General features: G+C 57.2%; 10 protein-coding genes and 1 tRNA gene. 10 read left to right on the forward strand and 1 reads right to left on the reverse strand.

Features of this window, described 5'->3' with window-relative positions; all coding sequences use genetic code 11:
- The first annotated feature begins 4 nt into the window (after positions 1-4).
- The 6 genes from PSTU_RS0115665 (at position 5) to PSTU_RS0115690 (ending at position 13,634) form a co-directional block, all read left to right on the forward strand.
- Positions 5-772: a hypothetical protein gene (locus tag PSTU_RS0115665; protein ID WP_019341971.1), complete on the forward strand. Its 768-nt coding sequence runs from the start codon at positions 5-7 to the stop codon at positions 770-772.
- On the forward strand, positions 769-1,707 hold the full coding sequence (locus PSTU_RS0115670) for a hypothetical protein (RefSeq protein ID WP_019341972.1): 939 nt from the start codon (positions 769-771) through the stop codon (positions 1,705-1,707). The genes PSTU_RS0115665 and PSTU_RS0115670 overlap by 4 nt, the downstream gene beginning before the upstream one ends.
- Before the next feature lie 44 nt (positions 1,708-1,751).
- Entirely contained in the window at positions 1,752-2,030 is a 279-nt protein-coding gene (locus tag PSTU_RS21715) for a 5'-nucleotidase (protein ID WP_019341973.1), read from the forward strand.
- A 31-nt stretch (positions 2,031-2,061) separates the two neighbouring features.
- Entirely contained in the window at positions 2,062-3,858 is a 1,797-nt protein-coding gene (locus tag PSTU_RS0115680; protein ID WP_019341974.1) for a DUF262 domain-containing protein, read from the forward strand.
- Positions 3,859-3,967: 109 nt separating this feature from the next.
- Positions 3,968-7,303 carry an STY4851/ECs_5259 family protein gene (locus tag PSTU_RS20920; RefSeq protein WP_019341975.1) on the forward strand — a complete coding sequence of 1,112 codons (3,336 nt, stop codon included), beginning with the start codon at positions 3,968-3,970 and terminating at the stop codon, positions 7,301-7,303.
- Entirely contained in the window at positions 7,296-13,634 is a 6,339-nt protein-coding gene (locus PSTU_RS0115690) for a DEAD/DEAH box helicase (RefSeq protein WP_019341976.1), read from the forward strand. The genes PSTU_RS20920 and PSTU_RS0115690 overlap by 8 nt, the downstream gene beginning before the upstream one ends.
- Before the next feature lie 308 nt (positions 13,635-13,942).
- On the opposite strand, the gene PSTU_RS0115695 is transcribed toward PSTU_RS0115690, so the two are convergent.
- Positions 13,943-14,019, reverse strand: a tRNA-Arg gene (locus PSTU_RS0115695).
- A gap of 436 nt (positions 14,020-14,455) precedes the next feature.
- On the opposite strand from PSTU_RS0115695, the gene gabD reads away from it, so the two are divergent.
- The 4 genes from gabD (at position 14,456) to PSTU_RS0115715 (ending at position 20,763) form a co-directional block, all read left to right on the forward strand.
- Complete coding sequence (gene gabD, locus PSTU_RS0115700; RefSeq protein WP_019341977.1) at positions 14,456-15,904, forward strand: NADP-dependent succinate-semialdehyde dehydrogenase; 1,449 nt, start codon at positions 14,456-14,458, stop codon at positions 15,902-15,904.
- A gap of 358 nt (positions 15,905-16,262) precedes the next feature.
- Positions 16,263-18,368 (forward strand): 3-hydroxyacyl-CoA dehydrogenase NAD-binding domain-containing protein, encoded by a 2,106-nt coding sequence (locus PSTU_RS0115705; protein WP_019341978.1) that lies wholly within the window; start codon positions 16,263-16,265, stop codon positions 18,366-18,368.
- 43 nt (positions 18,369-18,411) lie between these two features.
- The gene (locus PSTU_RS0115710; RefSeq protein ID WP_019341979.1) at positions 18,412-19,608 is read left to right on the forward strand and encodes an acyl-CoA dehydrogenase family protein; all 1,197 of its coding nucleotides are present in this window, start codon (positions 18,412-18,414) and stop codon (positions 19,606-19,608) included.
- 12 nt (positions 19,609-19,620) lie between these two features.
- Positions 19,621-20,763, forward strand: coding sequence for an acyl-CoA dehydrogenase family protein (locus tag PSTU_RS0115715; RefSeq protein WP_019341980.1), 1,143 nt, complete (start codon positions 19,621-19,623; stop codon positions 20,761-20,763).
- Positions 20,764-20,793: the final 30 nt, after the last annotated feature.

The following is a 20,793-nucleotide window of genomic DNA, read 5'->3' on the forward strand; positions in this document are numbered from 1 at the left end:
ATGTATGAGCAATAGCGAAAAACGGCCACTAATCAGAAGGCGCATCGGGCTGGAGGAATTGCTGCAATTGGCGACGCCGGATGAACTGGTCGCAATCAGTAAAATTCTGGTGGATAAGGCCCATGACCGTCTGTTGGGCGATGATTCGACGCGGCAGCGTCTTGCCCAATGCTTTGCTGCTGGCGAGTTGTACAAGGCGGTTGCCGAGATTGCGTATGAGATCCGTGCGCTGGGCAGTGTCAGCCTGGCCAGCTTGTTACGTCGGGGTGAGCCGGTTAGCTACGACGAAGTGGTACGCGATGTGGCGGGCGAGCTGAAGGTGGCATTCAGCAAGGCTGACAGCACGGCCGTTATTGAAGAACAGGTACTGGCCAAGCTGATTGAAAAGCTGGCCGAACAGGCTGAGTCCGCTGATGCGGATAGCCAGACCGAAAAAGGTTCGTGGTTTGGCCGGGCACACCTTAATAAACCCTTTTCTGCTGTGCTGGGGCCATTGGGCAAGCTGGGTATGGGAGCTGCTGGTGGTGGCCTGCTGAGCGGTGCAGTGGGTTCGGTGGCGGCAGTGGGTTCGGTGGCCGCGGCCGGCGTAGTGGCAGCACTGCCGCTGACGGCGATTGGTGCTGTCAGCGCGGGTGTGTGGGCGTTAAACAACAAGAAACGCCCAGAGCTGCAGGGGTTGGCAGCCATCGTTATGCATATCGCGCGGATCCGTGCGGGGGCTGTCGCTGAAGATCATGAGGAATTTGCCAAGCGTTTGAGGGCGTGTTTATGAGCGTGGAAACGGTTGCCAGAACGATCAGCTCTGTCCCGGATATCATTGCCGGTATTAAGTCTGGGCTCTATACGGTGTGGGGTGGCGTCGTCAGATATTCCGCCGGGCACTCTAAGGGCGGGCAGATTGTCGGACATCTGCAGTTCCCGGGGGATGCCGCTCAGGCCGCTGAGCAGCTTGCCAAGCTGCAGGAAGCGCTGGGTGGCCTAGAGGGAGCGTTGGGTGTTTTGCAAAATCTGCAGTACGCAAACCTGGCACTTTCCGGGCTCAATCTGGCAGTTTCGGTCGCGGGCTTCGCCATTGTGTGCAAGAAGCTCAATGGCATCTCCGAGCAGCTGCTGCAGCAGTCGGAAAAGCTCGATGTGTTGATCGAAATGGCCAGCGCTAGCAAAGCCCGCGAAGAGCTGCGCGACACGGCTTGCTTCAGTGCGGTGCTGTGGACGGTTCGCCAGTCGGCCGAGCAGGGCGATCTGCCGGGGCTCAAGAGCCAGGTGAATAACCTGCGTGAGCAATACGAGGTCACTAAGCTGACCCTGAACCAGGCCGCAGCCAATGCCACCGGTAAGGACTTCATCACGTCCCTTGATGTGCTGCAAAACCTGCAGCAACGCATGATGTATCTCGGCTTCATGCAAGCCTATGTACAGCAGCATACGGCGGGTGAAAAGTACGCCATTGAGGTTCTCAAGGAGCTGCAGGCCGACTGGCTGAAGATCACTACTCTGGCAGTCGAAGCGATTGCCGCCAATCAGGAGTGGGTCGAGCAATTGACTCAGGAGGAAGGCAATAACGTCATCTCCTTCCTGGAATTCCGCAAGCAAGCGGTACCTGCCATCGATTATCAGCTCGGCTTGTTGGAGTACTCCGCAAGCCACCCCGAAGCGGCAGGTCTGCTTAACGAAGAGATTACGGAAATTCGTTTTCTGGCTGCGTGATATAGCGGTTTTGCGCGGGGCAAGTACACAGGTAAGGGTTGGCTATGGCATTGGATTTCAGCAAAACCTTGGTGGTAGGTATTTCCCCGACGGCTCTGTTCGATATGAGCGAGTCGGATCAGATGTTCAAGGCCGCGCTAGAGGCCGACACCGAAAGCGTGATCGATAACTACCGCCGTTACATGCAGGTGCGTGAGGACGATATTTTCTTCGATGATCAGGATGTGCATCTGGAAGCAGCGGCCAATCTGGTACCCTCTGGCAAAGTGCCATATCTCACCCGATCCGCTCTGACGGAACTGCCGCCAGCTGCGAGCGTGTAGATTCGTTTTATACGTATGCAAAGGAATGCCCATGTCAGCGCAGAAATACTCCGTCAATCAGCACCTGATCGAAACCTTGCTGACTTGGGTGAAATCCGGAGAGATCGCCATCCCGGAAATCCAGCGGCCGTTCGTGTGGGATGCCACCAAAGTGCGCGATCTGATGGACAGCTTGTATCAGGGCTTTCCGGTGGGTTACATCATTGCCTGGCGCAACCCGACGGTGAAGCTAAAGGACGGCTCGCTGGCCGAAGGCAAGAAGGTGTTGATCGATGGTCAGCAGCGGGTAACGGCACTGACTGCCGCCATCGCCGGGCAGCAGGTAATCAACCAGGATTACCAGCAGGTGCGTATCCGCATCGCCTTTCACCCTATTGAGGAGCGCTTTGAGGTCAGCAACCCGGCCATCGAGAAGGACAAAGCTTGGTTTGCCGATATCGCCCCCATCGTCAGCGGTGAGCTCAAGGCGCACAAGGTGGGTCGTGACTATCTGGAGCTGAATCCTAGGGTGGACGAAGATCTGCTCTACGAACGGTTGGACAGGCTGTGCGATATCACCAAGAAGCAAATCGGTCTGATCGAGCTGGCAGCTGATCTGGATATCGAGACGGTCACTGAAATCTTTATCCGCATCAATTCCAAGGGTGTGGTGTTGAGTCAGGCGGACTTCGCTATGTCGAAGATCGCTGCCAACGAGGAGTTCGACGGCAACACGCTACGCAAGGCGATCGACTATTTCTGCCACCTGTCCATTGCGCCGGAGTTTTACGCGCACATCGAGAGCAACGACAAAGCGTTCGTGCAGACCCATTACTTCAAAGCCATGCGTTGGCTGAAGGGCGAGAACGACGACTTGTACGACCCCAGCTACTCGGACATGTTGCGGGTTGCATTCACCACTCGTTTCAACCGTGGACGACTGTCGGATCTGGTCGGCCTGCTCTCGGGGCGTAACTTCGAGACTCGCAGCTACGAGAAGGAAATCGAAGAGGCGTCGTTCAAGACCTTGAGCGAAGGGGTGAAAGAGTTCATCAACGAGACGCACTTCAAGCGCTTTTTGATGATCATCCGTTCGGCCGGTTACGTGGATAGCTCCATGATCGGCTCGGTCAACGCACTCAACTTCGCCTACGTGCTGTATCTCAAGCTCAAACGCGACCTGGGCAACAACCCCAACATCGAAAGCTGGGTGCGCCGCTGGTTTGTGATGTCGCTGCTTACAGGGCGCTACTCGGGTTCGCCGGAGTCCCGGTTCGACAAGGACATCAAGGCCGTACACGAGCGAGCGTTTACTGACGTACTGGCTGATATCGAAGCGGCTGAACTGTCTGATGCTTTCTGGGACTTCGGTCTGCCGCAGGCGTTGAACACCTCTTCAGTGAACGCTCCGGCCATCAAGGTATTCTGGGCCGCGCAGGCCAATCGCGGGGACAAGGGCTTCCTGTCCAAGGACATCACCGTGCGCGACATGCTTACCCACCACGGCGATATCCATCACATCTTCCCGAAGAACTTCCTCAAGCAGCAGGGGCTGCTCAGAAGCAAGTACAACCAGGTGGCCAACTACGTGTACGTGCAGCAGGAAGTGAACATCAAGATCGGCGATACCGCCCCGGCCGCTTATATGGCGAAGGTCTTTGACCAGTGTAAGCAAGGCGCAGCGCACTATGGTGCGATCATCAGCCTGGATGACCTCAAGGCCAACTTGGCGGCCAACTGCCTCCCCGATGACCTCGCTGCCTATCAGCCTGAGCAGTTCGAAACCTTCCTGGCCGAACGCCGCCGGCTAATGGCGCAGAAGATTAAGCAGTATTACTGGGGGTTGTGATCGCGCACTGGTAAGTCAATCGAGGGCTGTCTCAGCGCAGCAGGTTAAGTCACGTTGCAAGTTTTGAGTCCGTTTTTCGGTCGTGGATGCTCAATCAAGGAAGTTGCTCATGCCTCAATCCGTATTCAAATTCTCCAGCTGGCTCGGCACATTTCTTCAACGCCGAGGCCTTCAGGGTCCAGATTGTCGAGGCTTATATGCCTATCACTGCAGCCACGAAGAGTACCTTGACCTGCTGCACCAGCTCAGGGATCTAGGCAGCTTTGATCAGGCCATGAATGACATGGCCGCAAGCGCTTGTTTGGTTCTCTTCTGCTCTGAGTGGTATCGCCGCGAGTATCAGCGTGATCATGGCTGGAGTTGGGAGCCGATCTGGAAAACCTTGGGGTATAGCCTTTCCTCAGGTGATTTGGCCAAAACAATTCCAAAAGGGTTGGAGCGCTACTGGAAGCGCCCCATGCACTTTTATGAGTCAGAGCGTAGGGATTTTCTCGGCTCATTATTCAGTGAGGGGGGGCTTCCTTTTCAAGCACTGCGCGAAGGCGGAAGCCGCTTTCAGACGCTTTTTGATCGTGTGCTTAAGCAGTATGACCAGTGGCACATCCTGGGCTACAACACGGCACAGCAGGTAGAGCAACAGTTGGAAAAGGCGAACCTACCACAGGTGTTTGCCACGCAGACTTCAGTAGAGCTGATTGCGCATATGGCCGATCAGCTGGTTTCTCTAGTGCGTGACTATGGCCTGGTGCAGGCCGACGAGCCGGTTGCCCGCTTAGATGCCATGAATCCCAAATGGCGTGAATTGTTCCCACTACCGCTGGATAACCAAACCGGCAGTGAATTGCTTAACGGGTTGCTAAAAACTGCCACCGTTGAAGGTGGAAGGCGTCGCAAGGCGTCTGGCGGCTGGGCCTGCCGACACTATTGGCACGAAGCTCAACCCAGTGAGCTGAAGGTGCAGGTGTCGCTGCCGGCAGAAGTGGTTTTTCAATTAACCATGCAGCCCTCTACCACGCGCTTCGAGCTTGCGATTCTAGAAGGCGAAGCGGTCATCGCTAACCTAGGCCCAGGTTATGCCGTTGTGGATAACGCTGTCGCACGTATCAGGCTGCGGCAACGGGAGATTATGGGGCGCCGTCGCGATTGCTCTTTACCATTGAGCCTGGTGGCCATGGCTGGGGGGATGGTCATCGCTTCTTTACCCATTGAGAACAGCACCATAGCCCTTGGCGAAGTTCCAGTAGGTTTTGAGCCGCTCAACGACCGCTGGCAGTTCTGTGGCCAGGCTTCGTTCACTTGCGCCGCCGAGGAGCTAATGCTCCTGTTGCCGCCCAATAGCGTTTTGCTTCCCGAAGAGGGCTGCGGCGATGCCAGCATCTCTGATATGCCTTCGGCACTGGCTCTGCAAACATTAAAAGTACAGGGTAAAACCGAGTTCAAAGTTGACTGTGATGGGCTTTACAGAATTCGTACGGGGCACTCTGCCGGTTCGGCTTTCGGTTTGGAACTGGTCGGTAGCGAGCTTGGCTGGGCAACAAAACCCGCAGTCACTTTTGTAGGTCTGCCCAGGGTGCAATGGCCTGGTGCTTCCGGCGAGCTGCAAAAGCAAGGTGGTGACCTTTACGTTGGCGGTAAACAACCCGGCACTGGTGTTTTGCAGGAAATGCTCGGCGCTCAATATGTGGCAGTTCGCACCCGTAGTGGAGACACATTGTTGCGCCGCAGGATAGGTATCCTGCCGGCTGATTTCCGTCTTGAATTGCGTAGCGGCGAAAGGCCAGGACAGGGCAGCATTCTGGTGCATAGCCAGCAACGTTGCCTGTTACAGGTGATGGATGACGGTCTTATAACTCAGCAGGTTAAGCGGGAGGGCCACACCGAGCTCAAACTCTCAACAGAGGGTTTGCCGCCGATCAGGCTGCGTCTTTCAGTCACGCCAAGCCTGCTTTCAGATCCGGTTGAAATTGAGCTGCCTTTCCCCAACTCGGGCTGCCTAGCCATTGATCGCAGTGGTAAGCAGCTCAAGCGCGACATCAGTGTTGATGATCTGCTGGGCGCGCGTATTTATTTGTTTGGCCGCAACGGTGCACCAACTAAATTCGGGCTGGAATTAACCCTAAAGGGCAATGCCGCCAAGAGCGCTTCCTATAGTTGGTCCTACACAGCTACCGAAAAGCCTTTAGAAATTAGTCTGTTCAGCATCCGTGAGCAGATAGTTGATTTGCTTTCACTTCAGTCCGGTATCGATCAGGTGGTCGATTTAAGGGTGTTCGGACATGGTCAGGACGCCAATTTCCGTGTGCGCAAGTATGCAATGGAGATGTTGCTGGATCGTGATCGTCAGGTGCTACGCGCTGCCAATTTGCAGGAGGGCAGTGCCGCGTTACCTGAACCGATTTTGATGCTGCTGCATGAGCCGATGCGCGGTGCCGTTCACCTCAGTTCACGTACTAGCGAAGGCGTATCCACCGGTGAGTTTGAGCTGCCGGCATTGGTGGAGAAAAATGGCCCCTGGCTGGTGTTGCCTAAGCAGGGATCACCTGCCTCTTTCAGGCCGCTGTTTATTTTCGGTGGTTGGGAACCGGTCCCGAATAGTGACGATGCCCAAAGCCTGCAAAAAGCTGTTCTGACCTTTGATCATGCCTCTCCTGTCAGTTCATTTTGGCCTGTTTTGGACTCCATGGCCGTGATCCCTATGCACAGCGGATGGCAGTTTCTGAGGTCGTTGTATGAGGGTTACGGTTATCTGCCTTTAGCAACGTTCGAGGTCTGGAAAGCACTTGTGGGTCATACCCGTGCATTGTCGATGGCGCTTTTAAAATTTGAGATGGATCCAAAGTTTTTGAGCCGGATTGAAGCTGAGTTCCCGGTTTTTTGGGAATTCTTGCCGGTTAACGAAATACATCTGGCCGCCAGGCGCTACGGTGCATTTCTTAAGATTAAGGGGGTTGCAGAGGAAGCTATTTCGGCGCTGATTGGCAGGATGTTCAGCCGGCTAGGTGAGGTTTTTCCGACCTATGGAGAAAGCGTTCAGCAACATCTGTTAGGAAAAGCTTTAAGTCCTGAGCGCCAAATGCCTCTCGACATATTCCAGGGGATAGTTCACGGCTGGTATCACCAATTGATGCGAGATCGTAGTGATGCGACGTGGCCTGAGTATGGTGGCAAGAGGCTGGCGCGTTGGTACGAGAAGCAGGATGAGTCGGTGATTTCTTTCCGTCTGGAAATGGATTACCGCAATGCTGTTGTCTATCTGCCGGTTTTCGCTGCTGCTGTGGCCAGCGGTAAAGCACAGTTTTCAGATGTTTTTGACGACAGTGCCGAGGCGATATTTTTCCTGCGACAGGTTCGCGATTTCGATTCGAGCTGGTTCAGCAGCATTTACCAGTATTGTTTGCTGAGCAACCTCATGACTATGCATAAGGCAGTACCAGTCAATGGATAAGTATTTTTCTTCGCTTGTCGAGCAGGCGCTGTCTCGCACTACAGAGTCAACCTTGAGTGTTTTGAGCATCACCGACCCTGGCTTGCGTGAGCACCTTGGTGGGCTTATGCGCGCAGAGTGTGGCAAGGAGGGCTCTTTCCTAGCCCCGCCCTTGTTTGAGCAAACCTTCGGCTGGGAAGAGTCGCCTTTTACGATGGCGCAACTGGCCGCTCACGAGCATCTACTCAGCAAGGAGGTTGTAGCTTCACTTGATGGTAAAGCCAATGGCCGTTACCGTTTTGGTGCGACCTGGAAACCGTTCACGCATCAGTTGGCAAGTTGGCGCTCCCTGCTAGAAAAGAAGCATTCAGTTGTAGTCACCAGTGGTACAGGCTCCGGTAAGACCGAGTGCTTTATGGTCCCGGTGCTTGATGACCTTTATAGGGAGTACCGCGATACCGGAAGCAAGCCTTTGGTTGGAGTCCGAGCACTTTTTCTCTATCCGCTTAACGCTCTGATTAACTCGCAGCGCGAGCGTCTTAACGCTTGGACACAGAGCTTTGGCTCTGGGATTCGTTATTGTTTGTATAACGGTAATACCGAGGAGTTGCAGGCCAAAAAGCGCACCGAGCAGATTGAGCGCCCCAACGAAATTCTGTCGCGCGAGCTCATGCGAGAGCAGCCGGCCCCGATCTTGGTGACCAACGGCACCATGCTGGAATACATGATGGTGCGTCAGGTCGATGCGCCTATTGTGCGCAAGTCGAGAGAGCAGAAATCTCTGCGCTGGATTGTCCTAGATGAGGCTCATACCTATGTAGGCTCGCAGGCTGCAGAGCTGGCACTGCAGTTAAGACGCGTGATGACTGCCTTTGGTGTTACGCCTAAGGACGTTCGCTTTGTTGCGACCTCCGCAACTATTGCTGGTGATGATGCTGCAGAGCAACTGAAACAGTTCCTCTCTGATCTGTCGGGTGTGCCGATCACTCAGATCGATGTCTGGGGCGGTAGGCGAGTCATCCCAGAACTTTCATCGTGCCAGCAGACGCCGGTTACTTTGCAGCAGCTTGAGTCGATGCCAGCTGTAACCCACGACGATCCTGAGGTGCACCTAGACCGTTATGAAGCACTTGTGCATTCGCCTCTAGCTCGCGCGTTGAGGCATGTACTGGTGAATGCTCCTAAACCATTGAAGCTGACCGAGATGGCCAGTTACATGAGCCGAGATCAGGGGCTGTCGTTAACGCAGGATGAGGTTTTGCGCTGGTTGGACCTGTGCTCTGGCACTCGCCCCAATGAGTCTGAACCTGCATTTTTGAAGCTGCGTGCCCACGTCTTTCAGCGCACGACCCACGGTCTGTGGGCGTGTTTTGATAAACACTGCTCAGCAAAGAAAGGTACACCGCTGCAAGACAAGTGGCCCTTTGGCTATGTGTACGTAAGCCAGCGCCAAACCTGCTCCTGTGGCAGCCCGATTTTCGAGTTAGCGTTCTGCAATGATTGCAATGAGCCTCACTTGTTGGCGCGTGATAAAGGCGGAAAACTGACTCAGTGGGAGAGCTCTGGTGGGGATGAGTTTTCGCTGCAATCTGAAGCTCCACTTGAGGAGGACGCAGGCAGCCCTGATGGGCAGCTGCTAACAAAGACTCCGTTGGTGCTCGGCTCTGTCGATAGTGACGGCCCGTCATATATCCCGGTCGAGTTAGATAGGCTTGCAGGCTCCTTTGTGGCTACCTCTGCTGAGAAGGTGCCACTGCGTATGAATGACCACGATGTGGTTTGTAGCCGTAAAGACTGTAGTTACAGCGGTTTTCAAGGTGCATTTCCGTTTCGTCGTGCAATGTTGGGTGGCCCCTTTTATGTGGCAAACGCCGTTCCAACTGTTCTGGAGTATTGCCAGGACTATCAAGATGAAGATCAAAAGCCAGAGTTTGGGCCCCAGTCATTGCCAGGGCGAGGACGCAGGCTCATTACTTTTACGGACAGCCGCCAGGGTACGGCGCGTATGGCTGTTCGGATGCAGCAGGAGGCCGAGCGCAGTAGGTTGCGGGGGCTTGTTGTAGAGATTTTGAACTGGCATCAAAAGAGCCACGGCAGTGATCGGGCGCCATCCAGCAACCTTGATCCCGAAGTGCTGCGGCAGCTAATTGCTAAGGCAAAAGAAGATGTGGCGCTTTACCGCAGCCTAGATATCAAGGAAGAAGTCAAGGTTTCCGAGGAAAAAGTCGTACGCTTCACGGCTCTTTTAGCTGCGGCGAATGGCGAAAAGGTCAGGCCTGTGCTCATTTTTTTGGCTTGGTCAGAGCTTGTAAGTGAACTGAAAAAACGGACCGACCTTCAAGAGAAGGGCCCCATGCTGCTTGCCAACAAATATCAGAAACCGGAGATCTTTAAAGAAACGGATGGACCACAAAAACTGGCTGAGATGCTACTTTTTCGCGAGTTTATGCGTCGCCCGAAACGTCAAAACAGCTTGGAAACTCAAGGACTGGTGAAGGTCGGCTATCTTGGGTTAGACAAGATCCAGGAAGCGCCAGCGCATTGGGAGCAGAAGGGGCTAACGACTGACGATTGGCGTGATTTCCTGAAGGTCGCGCTGGACTTTTATGTGCGCGAAAGCAGCTTCATCCAGATGACAGAGGAGTGGAAAGACTGGATTGGGAGCCGGTTTTCTTCAAAAACCCTGCGCCAACCCGACTCGAAAGAAGCTGATGAAAGTCGAGTGAAACGCTGGCCGCAGATTCGCAATGGCAACCACTCACACCGCCTGACCAAGCTGCTGCTCTTGGGGGCAGGGTTGAATCCTTCAAGCTCATCTGATGTTGACTTGGTTAATGCTTGGTTAAGGGCCGCTTGGCATCAACTGACCAAGCCTGGAGCAGCGTTGAAGTCCGACGAGAACCGGCACTTTTTGCCCAAAGAACACATGCTTTTTTCGTTGGTTGATCGTGCGTTTGTGTGCCCCATCACCAATAAGCTGCTTGATACGACCTTCAAAGGATTTACCCCTTACCTACCTGCACACCTGGACTTCACTCAGCTGAGCGATGAGAAGCGAAAAGGTTTTGTTTGTGAGCCGGTTGAGTTGCCCAGTGTTTGGGAGCTTGATCGTTCGCAGGAAGATTATGCCCCTGGCCTTGCTAAGATCAGAGCTCAGGTAGCGGCTGACAATCATGTCACTGCCTTGCGCGCGCGTAATCTTTGGACAGATATCAATGACCGGGCGGTGGAGGGCGGCTTCTATTACCGCACTGCGGAGCACTCGGCCCAGCAGTCTTCTGAGCGCCTAGGGTCCTATGAGGAGATGTTCAAAAAGGGGCAGATCAACGTCCTGAACTGTTCCACTACCATGGAGATGGGGGTGGACATTGGCGGTATTTCTGCCGTGGTAATGAACAATGTACCGCCACACCCGGCCAATTATCTCCAGCGCGCCGGCCGGGCAGGTCGTAGCAAAGAATCAAGAGCACTCGCTTATACGCTTTGCAAAAACAATCCCCACGACCAGCAGGTCTTCGCCAACCCTAGTTGGCCGTTTGAAACGAAAATCCCTGCCCCTGCGGTAGCTCTGAACTCTGCTCGGCTTGTGCAGCGGCACGTGAATTCATTGCTGCTGTCTGACTTTCTCTGCAATGTTGTTGGGCCTACCCAAACCGAGAAAACCAGTCTCACTGCGCAGTGGTTCTATGACGATACGACTGGCGGTTCGCAGTGCGATCGCTTTCTTGAGCGTTTAGGCCTCGCTGTTTGCGACATTGATGAGGCGCTTTCGCTGCTGGTCAAAGGCACCGCCCTGGCAGGGATAACGCCAGATCAGTTACGTAAGCGTTCAATGGAACAGTTGAAAGAACTGCAGGGCCGCTGGTTGGCGAACTACCGATATTTACTGTCCGAAGAGCAGCAGGCAAAGCCTAACAGCCCTTACCTGAAGCGCCTTCAAGTCGAGAAGGCCCGCCACTGCAATGAATACCTGCTCCGTGACCTATCTGCTCGTACCTTCCTGCCAGGCTATGGGTTTCCGACAGATGTAGTGAACTTCGACAATTTCACCATAGAGGACTACATCCGTGAAAAAGGGGCCGGGAGTAAGGTAAAGCACGACCGTGAGGACAACGTGTCGCGGTATAAGGGGCTACCCTCTCGCAACCTCGCGATTGCCATTCGAGAGTATGCACCCGGAGCTGAGATTGTTTTGGATGGGCGGGTCTTCAAGTCAGCTGGTGTTTCTTTGCACTGGCATAATCTCAATGCCGGCAGCAGTGAAGCTCAGAAGATGGATGTCGCGTGGCGTTGTGACGTCTGCGGCGAGCTCGGCTATGAGGAAGGGTTGGTCAAAACTGATGAGCTAATTTGTACTAATAACGAATGCCTATCCGTCATTAAGCCGTCGAATATCCGCAAGGTACTCCAGCCATCTGGTTTTGTTTCTGATGCTTATCAGTCGGCGTCAAACGACATCCAGCATCAGAAATTTGTACCGGTTGAAACTGCTTGGGTTTTTGTTAAGTCTGCTAAGACCCCGTTACCGAATCCGGCGGTAGGCTCGATGGCCTATGGCGCGGATGGCCAGGTTTTTCATCACAGTTCGGGCGAGAACGGTGCGGGCTTTTCCCTATGCATGAGCTGTGGACGTGCGGAATCCATGCTGACTGCAGACGAATTCCCTCCGGGTCTGTCCCCATCCGGCGAGCACTTTCCACCCCGGCCTGGCAAAGGCGATAAAGACCAGAACAATAAACGGCTGCCTTGTCAAGGCAGCGGCAGTATTGTCCCCAATGTCAGCTTGGGTGTTACCTCCTTTACTGACGTTTTCGAATTGACGCTGCACCATCCTGTAAGCAGAGAGTACATCTCAGATAACGACCAAGGGCGGTGCATCGCAATGACCTTGGCTGTTGCCATGCGTTCAGCTCTTGGCGAGATACTAGGGATTTCGGCTTCTGAACTTGGTTATGCAACGCGTCCAAGCAAGCTGGAAAACGGCCAGCCCATCAGAATTTTGCAGCTTTACGATGTAATCAGCGGAGGGGCTGGATTCGCGTCAAGCGCTCCACTGCATATTGAAAATCTGCTTAGGAAAATGGTTGAAACCCTGCACTGTTCTCATTGCGAGAGTGGTTGCAGTGAGTGCTTATTGGACTCCCAGACCCGACATGACCATGACAAGCTGGACCGAAAACTAGCTTTAGACTGGCTTGGTGATGAGTTTGTCCATTACGTAGGACTTTCCTTTGAAGACAAGCTTTCCCTGGCGGACGGGCAATATGCGCCTGGCAGTATCGAGACCGTTCTGCGTCGATTGATCAATGAGGGCGTGGAGAAAGTAACACTGGTAGCCTCAGGGGAACCGGCTGAGTGGGACCTCTTGGCCCCGCAGTTCCGTAAGGCGATTCATGGCTATTTGCATATTGATGAGCTGACCGTCGAGCTTCTTGTGCCGAATGGCATCACCGATGAAGACCTTTTACAGGACCTGGTGCGTCTTTCTCTACTCGGCGTAAGTATCGGCTGCTATTCGCCTGATCGAGACACGCATGTTGCCGTACAGGCAAGCAGAGCAAGCGAGATAATCACGCTGGCTTCACGCTCAGAGCAGGCCGTTGTACCAGGGCCTAGTTGGCATCAGAGTGATGCGCTTGTGGTGACTTCCCGATCTCAACCTGCTCTTCGCTGGACGGAATTTGACCTTGCAAGCTCCATGAGCAGGCCTTCCGACGGTAGCGTGATCATCGACTTGCCGATTCACCAAGAACTCAACGGCCCTTTGCTGACTTTTGGTGATCGCTTCTGGAGGCTTCTCTCGGAGAACCCGCTCATTGCTGACGTAATGACAACTGCAACCATCAGCAGCATTAACTACTCGGACCGATATATCCAAAACCCAGCCGTGATCACGATTTTGGGTACTTTGTTCAAGTTCCTAAAAGGGCGTATCGCTGCCGATGCACAGCTGCAGGTTTCCACGCTCTTCAAATCCGGAAAGCTGCAAGGTCGCAAGGCCTTTGATGATTGGGCCAGGCAGGACGACTTTGAGTTTTTCGTCAGCAAATGGCTGTCGGCTATGGCGGGTCAGGCCGTCGATCTTCTGGTTGAAACATCAAACCGCGATGTCCCTCACCGCCGCCGACTCGACCTGGAGTTCGAAGATGGTAGAAGCCTTAGAGTCAGATTCGATCAAGGCATTGCGTACTGGCAGGTCCGTTTTGGCTCGCATGCAGATATGTGGTTCGACTTTGACCTTGAGGCTCAAGATCAACTGATGCATATGGCTAAAGTGGTTGAAACAGCCAAGGTACAGAACTCAGAGCAGAAGTGGTCTACAGATGTTCTGGTGGAGTTAGTGGGGAAATGATCAACCTCCCAGCTTGGCGCGCTCTTTTGAGTTCGTTGAGGTGGGTTTGGTCTGCATTTTGGTAAGGCAGGGAGGAGGAATCGTTTACGGCTAGTACTCAGCATCTGGCTCACCAATTGGTGGTGCCAGATTTCAAGGCACGGTTTAGGCACAGAATTGGCACAGCCCGAAAATCAGCCTAAAACGAGCCGTTCAGGCAGTACTCATGTTGTGCTTAAAGTAGGGCTGTATAAATTTAGAGATGTAGCTGGGATTGAAGCAGTTTGATTTTTCGGATTTTTTAAAAATCCTTATAAATCAATAAGATATGGCGCACCAGGCGGGATTCGAACCCACGACCCCCGCCTTCGGAGGGCGGTACTCTATCCAGCTGAGCTACTGGTGCGTATGTGTTGCGGCGGTCTATTTGACCATTAGCTGACACCCTTCTCAACTCGGTGAGTATTGCCTTCGGAGGGCAGTACTCTATCCAGCTGAGCTACTGGTGCGTTGCGGGGCGCAATCATACGCATGTCGTCTGCGGTCGTCCATGGCGCTTCGGCGGCTGCGCAGCACAAGCTGTGAGCGTTCCATGGGCGAGTCCAAGCGTCATCAGGCTGGGCTATGTCGCGTTAATTTTTCCGAACATGGTGTTGCCTGTTATCCGGCGAGAGGCCTAGCATGCGTTCGAGATTTCAAACGCTAAGCCCCGTAGCAGGAACCCCGAGGTTATCCCTCGCTCTGACATAGGTCGGACGGTTCCACTGCCAATCGTCCTTTCCAATCGGCCAGATGGCCCCTGGTCCAATTCCCGGCTTAACGCCGGCTCTCAGGAGACTGCCATGCAACTCAAAGACACTTCGCTGTACCGCCAGCAGGCCTATATCGACGGCGCCTGGCAGGACGCGGACAGCGGCCAGACCATCAAGGTCAACAACCCGGCCAGTAACGAGACTCTCGGCACCGTGCCGAAGATGGGCGGTGCCGAGACCCGTCGTGCCATCGAGGCGGCCGAGCGCGCGCTGCCGGCCTGGCGCGACCTGACGGCCAAGGAGCGTTCGCAGAAGCTGCGCCGCTGGTTCGAGCTGATGATGGAGAACCAGGACGACCTGGGTCGGCTGATGACGCTGGAGCAGGGCAAGCCGCTGGCCGAATCCAAGGGCGAGATTGCCTATGCCGCGTCGTTCATCGAGTGGTTCGCCGAGGAAGCCAAGCGTGTCTACGGCGACACGATTCCGGGGCACCAAAAAGACAAGCGGATCATCGTCATCAAGCAGCCGATCGGGGTCACGGCGGCCATCACGCCGTGGAATTTCCCGGCGGCGATGATCACACGCAAGGCGGCCCCCGCGCTGGCGGCAGGTTGCACCATGGTGGTCAAACCGGCCAGCCAGACGCCGTTCTCCGCATTGGCGCTGGCGGAACTGGCCGAGCGGGCCGGTATACCCAAAGGCGTGTTCAGCGTCGTCACCGGCTCGGCCGGCGATATCGGCAACGAGCTGACGGCTAATCCGACGGTCCGCAAGATCAGCTTTACCGGCTCTACCGAGGTCGGTGCCAAGCTGATGGCCCAGTGTGCGCCCGGGATCAAGAAGGTGTCGCTGGAGCTGGGTGGCAACGCGCCGTTCCTGGTCTTCGATGACGCCGACCTGGACGAGGCGGTCAAGGGCGCCATGCAGTCCAAGTACCGCAATGCCGGGCAGACCTGTGTCTGCGTCAACCGCATCTATGTTCAGGAGGGTGTGTACGACGCTTTCGCCGAGAAATTCCAGGCGGCAGTGGCGAAGCTGAAAGTCGGCAATGGCCTGGAGGAAGGCACCGACATCGGCCCGCTGATCGACGACCGCGCGGCGGCCAAGGTCAGGGAGCACATCGAGGATGCCGTCGCCAATGGCGCTCAGGTGTTGACTGGCGGCAAGGCCCACCAGATGGGTGGCAGCTATTTCGAGCCGACCTTGATGGTCAACGTGCCGCATGATGCCAAGGTGGCCAAGGAAGAAACCTTCGGCCCGCTGGCGCCGCTGTTCCGCTTCAAGGACGAGGCCGAAGGCATTGCGCTGGCCAACGACACCGAGTTTGGTCTGGCTGCGTACTTCTATGCGCGTGACCTGGGCCGGGTCTTCCGTGTGGCCGAGGCGATCGAGTCGGGAATGGTCGGCGTCAACACCGGCATGATTTCCACCGAGGTGGCGCCGTTCGGCGGGGTGAAATCCTCCGGCCTGGGCCGCGAAGGTTCGAAGTACGGCATCGAGGATTACCTGGAGATCAAGTACCTCTGCCTGGCGCTGTAAGCCGCGCGCAGCACGAGGAGCCAGTTCCTGCATGGGGGCTGGCTCCTTTTTTGTTTATGGCTCGGTATCTCGTTCGCCAATGACCGATCCCTGCCGTCGCTGCCGTCGCTGACGCCGTTGCGGTCTTGGTGTCGCCTGCGGTCGCATGGAGCTGCCGACCCCTGGCGGCGTATCGATTCGACGCGAAAATGGCCGAAAGGCGATGTCCGGGGCACTTAGTGACCTGATGATGCTTGCCAGTCGGGAGGATTGTTGCCAGTCTCTCGACATGCAGAAATGACTCGACTATTCTGCTGTGCGAAACATGATTCCGTGAAATTACAAATCCAATTCATCATTTCACAAGCGGAGGCCTGCCATGACGGACGTCGTACGGCTCGAATTCCAGGGCGAGATCGCTCTGATCACGGTCAACAACCCACCAGTCAATGCGCTTGGCCAAGCCGTGCGCGAAGGCTTGCTGCGGGCCTTTCAAAGCGCCGAGGCAGATGCGCAGATCCGCGCTGTCGTGCTGGTCTGTGAGGGCAGTACGTTCATTGCCGGCGCTGACATCAAGGAATTCGGCAAGCCGCCGCAGGCGCCGACCCTGCCGGAGGTGATCGAGGTCATCGAGGGTTCTGGCAAGCCGAGCGTCGCCGTGATCCATGGCACGGCCCTGGGTGGCGGGCTGGAAGTTGCGTTGGGCTGCCATTACCGCATCGCCCGCAAGGACGCCAAGGTCGGCTTGCCGGAAGTGAAGCTGGGCCTCTTGCCCGGCGCTGGCGGTACGCAGCGTCTGCCACGCCTGGCCGGTGTCGAGAAAGCGCTGGACATGATCGTCAGCGGCACGCCGATCGGTGCGGCCGAGGCCGTCGAGCACAACATTGTCGATGAGCTGTTCGACGGGGAGCTGGCCGAGGCGGGTATCAGCTTTGCGCGCCGCCTGCTCAATACCGACCGCGGCCCGCGTCGCAGCGGCGAGCAAACCTTCGGTCTGGAAGGCGCCGACAACGAGGCGCTGATCCGCGCCAAGCATGCCGAAGTCGCCAAGCGCATGCCCGGGCTGTTCTCGCCGCTGCGCTGCATCGCGGCAATCGAAGCGGCGACCCAGCTGCCGCTGGCCGATGGCCTCAAGCGTGAGCGCGAGCTGTTCGCCGAGTGCCTGAACTCACCGCAACGCGGCGCGCTGATCCATTCCTTCTTCGCCGAACGCCAGGCGAGCAAGATCAACGATCTGCCGGCGGATGTAAAACCGCGGGCAATCAACACCGCCGCGGTGATCGGCGGCGGCACCATGGGCGTCGGGATCGCCCTGTGCTTCGCCAACGCCGGGGTGCCGGTGAAGCTGCTGGAGATCAACGAAGAGGCGCTACAGCGCGGCCTGCAGCGCGCCCGTGACACCTACGCGGCCAGCGTCAAGCGCGGCAGCCTGACCGAGGACGCGATGGAAAAGCGCCTCGCGCTGGTCACCGGTGTCACGGATTACGGCGCGCTGGCCGACGTCGACGTAGTGGTCGAAGCCGTGTTCGAGGAGATGGGCGTCAAGCAGCAGGTCTTCGAACAGCTGGATGCGGTATGCAAGCCCGGTGCGATCCTCGCGTCCAACACCTCGTCACTGGACCTGAACGCCATTGCCGCCTTCACCAAGCGACCCGAAGACGTAGTCGGGCTACACTTCTTCAGCCCGGCCAATGTCATGCGCTTGCTGGAAGTGGTGCGCGGCGAGAAGACCAGTCATGAGGTGCTCGCCACCGCCATGGCCATCGGCAAGAAACTGAAGAAGGTCTCAGTGGTGGTCGGCGTCTGCGACGGCTTCGTCGGCAACCGCATGGTCTTCCAGTACGGGCGCGAGGCGGAATTCCTGTTGGAGGAGGGCGCCACACCGCAGCAGGTCGACGGCGCGCTGCGCAACTTTGGCATGGCCATGGGGCCCTTTGCGATGCGCGATCTGTCCGGCCTCGACATCGGCCAGGCAATCCGCAAGCGCCAGCGCGCGACGCTGCCGGCGCACCTGGATTTCCCCACCGTCTCCGACAAGCTCTGCGCTGCCGGCATGCTCGGGCAGAAGACCGGTGCCGGCTATTACCGCTACGAGCCGGGCAATCGCACGCCGCTGGAGAATCCCGAGCTCGCGCCTATGCTCGAAGCAGCCTCGCGGGAAAAGGACATCGAGCGCCGCGAGCTGGACGAGCAATACATCGTCGAGCGCTGCATTTTCGCGCTGGTCAACGAGGGCGCGAAGATTCTCGAGGAGGGCATCGCCCAGCGCTCCAGCGACATCGACATCATCTACCTGAACGGCTACGGCTTCCCGGCCTTCCGTGGTGGCCCGATGTTCTATGCCGACAGCGTCGGCCTGGACACCGTGCTGGCGCGGGTCAAGGAGCTGCACGCACGGTGCGGCGACTGGTGGAAGCCAGCGCCGCTGCTGGAAAAACTGGCCGCCGAAGGCCGCACCTTCACCGACTGGCAGGCCGGGCAATGAGCGCCGCCCGCCTGCAATCCGAACGCACCATGAGGACCTTCCCATGAACGTCAACTACACGGCCGAAGAGCTCGCCTTCCGCGATGAAGTGCGCGCCTTCCTGACAAACGAGCTGCCGGCGGACATCGCTGCCAAGGTCAAGCTTGGCAAGCACATGTCCAAGGAAGACCATCAGCGCTGGCAGCAGATCCTGGTCAAGCGCGGCTGGTACGCGCCGGGCTGGCCGGTGGAGCTGGGCGGCACCACCTGGGGCCCGGTCGAGAAGCACATCTTCGACGAGGAGTGCGCCGCGTTCGGTGCGCCGCGCAGCGTGCCCTTCGGCGTCAACATGGTCGCCCCGGTGATCATCAAGTTCGGCACCCAGCAGCAGAAAGACTACTACCTGCCGCGCATCCTCTCGGGTGAGGACTGGTGGTGCCAGGGCTATTCCGAACCGGGCGCTGGCTCCGACCTGGCAAGCCTGAAGACCCGTGCGGTGCGTGACGGCGACCACTATGTGGTCAACGGCCAGAAGACCTGGACCACCCTCGGCCAGCACGCCAACATGATCTTCTGCCTGGTGCGCACCGATCCTGAAGCCCAGCAGCAGCGCGGCATCAGCTTCCTGCTGATCGACATGAGCACGCCAGGCATCAGCGTGCGGCCGATTATCACCCTGGACGGCGACCACGAGGTCAACGAAGTCTTCTTCGACAACGTCCGCGTGCCGGTGGAAAACCTCGTCGGCGAGGAAAACCAGGGCTGGACCTGCGCCAAGTACCTGCTGACCCACGAGCGCACGGGCCTGGCCGGCATCGGCGCCTCGAAGGCCGCGCTGGCGCACCTCAAGCGCATCGCCATGAAGGAAGTCTGCGACGGCAAGCCGATGCTCGAAGACCCGCTGTTCCGCGCTCAGGTCGCGGAAGTCGAGATGCAGCTGATGGCCATCGAGATGAGCACCCTGCGCATTCTCGCCGCGGCGAAAGAGGGCGGTGTGCCCGGCGCCGAGTCCTCGATCCTCAAGGTCAAGGGCACCGAAATCCGCCAGGCCATTACCAGCCTGCTGCGCAAGGTCATCGGGCCGTACGCGTTGCCGTTCCTCGAGGAAGAGTTGCAGCTCGATTACGACGGCGAGCTGTTGCATGCCGATTACAGCGCTTCGCTGGCCGGCGACTACTTCAATATGCGCAAGCTGTCGATCTTCGGCGGCTCCAATGAAATCCAGAAGAACATCGTCTCGAAGATGATTCTCGAGCTGTAAGGGGGCACCGCAATGGACTTCAAACTGACTGAAGAGCAGCAAATGCTGCAAGACACCGCGGCGCGTCTGGTGCGCGACGCCTACCCGTTCGAGCAGCGCGAGAAATTTAGCGAGTCTGAATTGGGCTTTTCCGCTGAGTTCTGGTCGCAGCTGGGTGAGCTGGGCCTGACTGCCGTGCCGTTTGCCGAGGAGATTGGCGGCTTCGGCGGCGGCGGCGTGGAAACCATGCTGGTGATGACCGAGCTGGGCCGCGGGCTGACCCTGGAGCCCTACCTGCAATCGGTGATCTTCGGTGGCGGACTGCTCACCCATTTGGGCAGCGACGCGCAGAAGGAGGAGCTGCTGCCGCAGGTGGCGGCCGGTTCGCTGCAGCTGGCGGTGGCGCTCGACGAGCCGCAGAGCCACTACAACCTCAACGACGTGCAGACCAAAGCCGAGGCGGCGGATGGCGGTTACCGCCTGAGCGGCCGCAAGGCTGTGGTGATCGGCGGGCACAGCGCAGGGAAGATCATTGTCTCCGCGCGCACGGCAGGCGACAGCCGTGACGAAGCCGGCATCAGCCTGTTCTTGATTGACCCGAACGCTCAGGGCGTTAGCCGTCGCGTGTACCCGACCATCGACGGGCGCAAGGGATGCGAGCTGTTCCTCGAAAACGTGCAGGTCGGCGCTGACGCCGTATTGGGCGGGATCAGCAATGCGCTGCCAGCGCTGCGCTACCAACAGGGCCGTGCCATCGCCGCGCAGTGCGCCGACGCGCTGGGCAGCATGGACGAAGCCTGCAAGCTGACCCTCGACTATCTGAAGACGCGCAAGCAGTTCGGCGTGCCGATCGGCAAGTTCCAGGTCCTGCAGCACCGCATGGTCGACATGCAGACCGAACTGGAACAGGCCACCAGCATGGCGATCCTCGCCGCGACCTTTGCCGATGGCGAAGACAACGACGACCGCCGCCGCATCATCGCTGCCGCCAAATACATCTGCGCCCGAGCCGCCCGTAAGGTGGCCGAAGAGGCGATCCAGCTGCACGGCGGCATCGGCATGACCTGGGAATACAACCTCGCCCACCACGCCAAGCGCCTGGTGATGATCGCCCACCAGTTCGGTGACGATGACCATCATCTGAAGGCCTATGCGAAGTTGATGCAGGTGGCGTAACACGCCAATTGCGACACCACGACCGGGCCC

The sequence above is a fragment of the Stutzerimonas stutzeri SDM-LAC genome, assembly GCF_000235745.1.
Lineage (GTDB): Bacteria > Pseudomonadota > Gammaproteobacteria > Pseudomonadales > Pseudomonadaceae > Stutzerimonas > Stutzerimonas stutzeri_H.